This is a genomic window from Nosocomiicoccus ampullae (assembly GCF_019357495.1).
GTDB classification, from domain to species: Bacteria; Bacillota; Bacilli; order Staphylococcales; family Salinicoccaceae; genus Nosocomiicoccus; species Nosocomiicoccus ampullae.
In genome coordinates this window covers 1-2626 of the sequence record NZ_CP079111.1, presented here as the reverse complement: position 1 = coordinate 2626, position 2626 = coordinate 1, and the positions used below count along the sequence as shown (strand labels likewise).

The 2626-nt window shown below is 29.6% G+C and carries 1 protein-coding gene; it reads left to right on the top strand.

The features are described from left to right. Window positions 1-1300: 1300 nt before the first annotated feature. Window positions 1301-2077, top strand: a complete 777-nt coding sequence (locus tag KPF49_RS08025) for a replication initiation protein (RefSeq protein WP_183675521.1) — start codon at window positions 1301-1303, stop codon at window positions 2075-2077. Window positions 2078-2626: the final 549 nt, after the last annotated feature.

Below are 2626 nucleotides of genomic sequence, written 5' to 3'. Positions count from 1 at the left end.
ATATACACTTTAGGTAAGAAAAAACTGAGTCAATTAGGTTCACAAGTAGTTAAAAGTAATATCACTACTGAACCAGATTGGTTCAGACTCAAAAAAGAGTGAGTATGCCATACTCTTCTAGATTATTTTTATTCTAAAACAGTAGAAAAGATAGAGTATGTAATACTCATATAGAAACTATCTAATATCACCTTTGAGTATCACGTACTCAAAGGAAAAAAATACACTGTGTGTCTGACACACAGTTGATATAATAATACATTTTAAAAGTAAAAAAATTGTGTTTGAGACGCACAACAACAGCCTATTTTAATATTATTTTTTTAAAATACTGTGCGCTAGACACACAACATTTCTAGCCTATAAGGGCAATAGTTGGCACTGCCAACTTATCACTTTGTGCGTGCTACACACAACAAAGTGATATCATTGTCCCTTATGCTCTTTAAAAAAAGACAAAAAAATAGGCTGTTTCTTCAAAAAAGTGAAAGTAATTTTAACTTTTTCGTAAGGATCTTTTTAAAGAATTTTGAATTTGAAGTGTTAAATTCGAGTAAAAAATGAGTATAAAGATACTAAATTTTGAAAAACAATTCATTCTTAAAACTTATTCATTTTTAAATTAATTCTTAAAAAATATCTCCTGTAAGCTCAAATTTTGATATCAAAATTAAATACACACCCCGTATCCGGATTTTCAGGAAACGGAAAAATCTCTCTGAAAAGATATATTATTTTTTCTTTAAATGGCCGTGTAAGCGCTTGATTTGAGCCTTAAAAATTTTTTAGGTATAAAAACACCTAAAATAAATTAGAAGTGCTTAGAATGGCTTATTTGAGCTTCCAACTATATTTAACGTCTTTAATTAAGCTTCAAAAATCATTTAAAGGCTCTTAGACGCTTTGTTTTCTTTTCTACTACCTTTTCATGCTTAAAAGATCTTTTAAGCGTTCTGAGACTTTAATTTAGAGTTAAAGATTGATTAAAAGATAATTCTTAATAGCTAAGTAAATAATATATAAATTTAACTACACACGCGTGCGCGCGCATACATCAATATTTATATAATATTTATATAATATTTATATATATATTTAGGAAGCCTTAGAACCCTTGATATGACTGTATTTTTCGGACTTTAAAAACACAAAATGTCGGTTTAAAAACACAAAATGTCGGTTTAAAAACACAAAATGTCGGTTTAAAAACACAAAATGTCGGTTTAAAAACACATTATATTAATCTTGTGTTTTTAATGAAATCTATATATAATAAACACAAATGAAAAGGGGTGTGTTTATGAAGAAAGAAATTACTAGATATAAAAATGAGGTTAACACTATTCCAATGCGGGATTGGACACGTGAAGAAATGAATTTTTTCTTTGCTATATTAACCAAATTAAGAGATGAAGGAAATAGAAGAATATTCTTTGATAAATATGGTTTAGCAGAACTTGCTAATTATTCAATCGAACATAATCAACGCTATGAAAAAACGATGGAAAACTTAGCTAATAAAATAGCTAAATTAACTTACAAGGAATCTAGTTCAAATTCTTTTAAAATAATGCCTCTATTCACTTATTTTGAGGCTACATGGACAGATGATCTTTCAGATTTAACATTACAAGTGAGTGTTAACGAAGACTTTGAATATATCTTAAACCAATGGCATATAGGCCAATGGACCAGCTTTGAATTAAAAGAGTTTACTGCTATCAATTCTACTTACTCAAAAACTTTATTCAGATTGCTAAAACAATGGAGAATGCAAGGAGTGGTTCAATATAGCGTTGATGATTTCAGACAGTTATTAAGCATACCTAACAGTTACAAAAATAGTCATATTAACGAACGTATAATTAAAAATGCTCTAGATGATTTAAAACCTTATTTTAAAAATTTAAAAGTGAAAATAATTAAATCTAATAAGCGTGGTAACCCTGTTCTAGGATATGAATTCACATTTGAGCCAGAAAGAACAGGTGCTTGGATTGAAGATAAATATGAGCAGACAGAAAGTGAAGGACCTTATTTACCATTCAAAAATTGGTTAGAAGAGAATGATGTTTAAGTTTTAATTATCAATAGACTTTGCGAGCATGTTATAATTTAGTTAGCACTTAGTATATGTGTCATAGTACACACAAACCCCCGTGGTATCTCCAGTACCAACGGGGGGTTTTTTGTGCCTAAATTTAAGACAACTGTTATTTTTTCTTGTCATTGTACGTATTTAGGTAACGCTCAATAAACAACAAGATGACACCTACAACAATCGGTGCCACAAACAAACTTAGTATATGAAACATCATAGTACACACCCCCTTTCGGGGCAGTTGCCATGTATGAGTATATCGGTTAAATATATGCTACATCAATGCTTTAAAGCCATTTAACTGATAACTATGCATGATTTAAAAGTTATAAGCCTTTAAACTGCTTGCAGCGACCTTAGATTTAGTTATTTAAGTCTAAAATAGCTAAAGGATCTGAATATATACAAAAAGTTGTAGTTGCAGAAAAAGTGCTTTAAAACAGCCTTAGCGCATGTGAATTTTTGAACAACATTCTAAATTTTTAGTGTTTTATTTCTTGAGTCAATCGGGGGCAACTAGTTTAT

Bases quoted from the DNA above. Each gene is read 5' to 3' on its own strand.
- KPF49_RS08025 (WP_183675521.1), top strand. From the start codon at position 1,301: ATGAAGAAAGAAATTACTAGATATAAAAATGAGGTTAACACTATTCCA.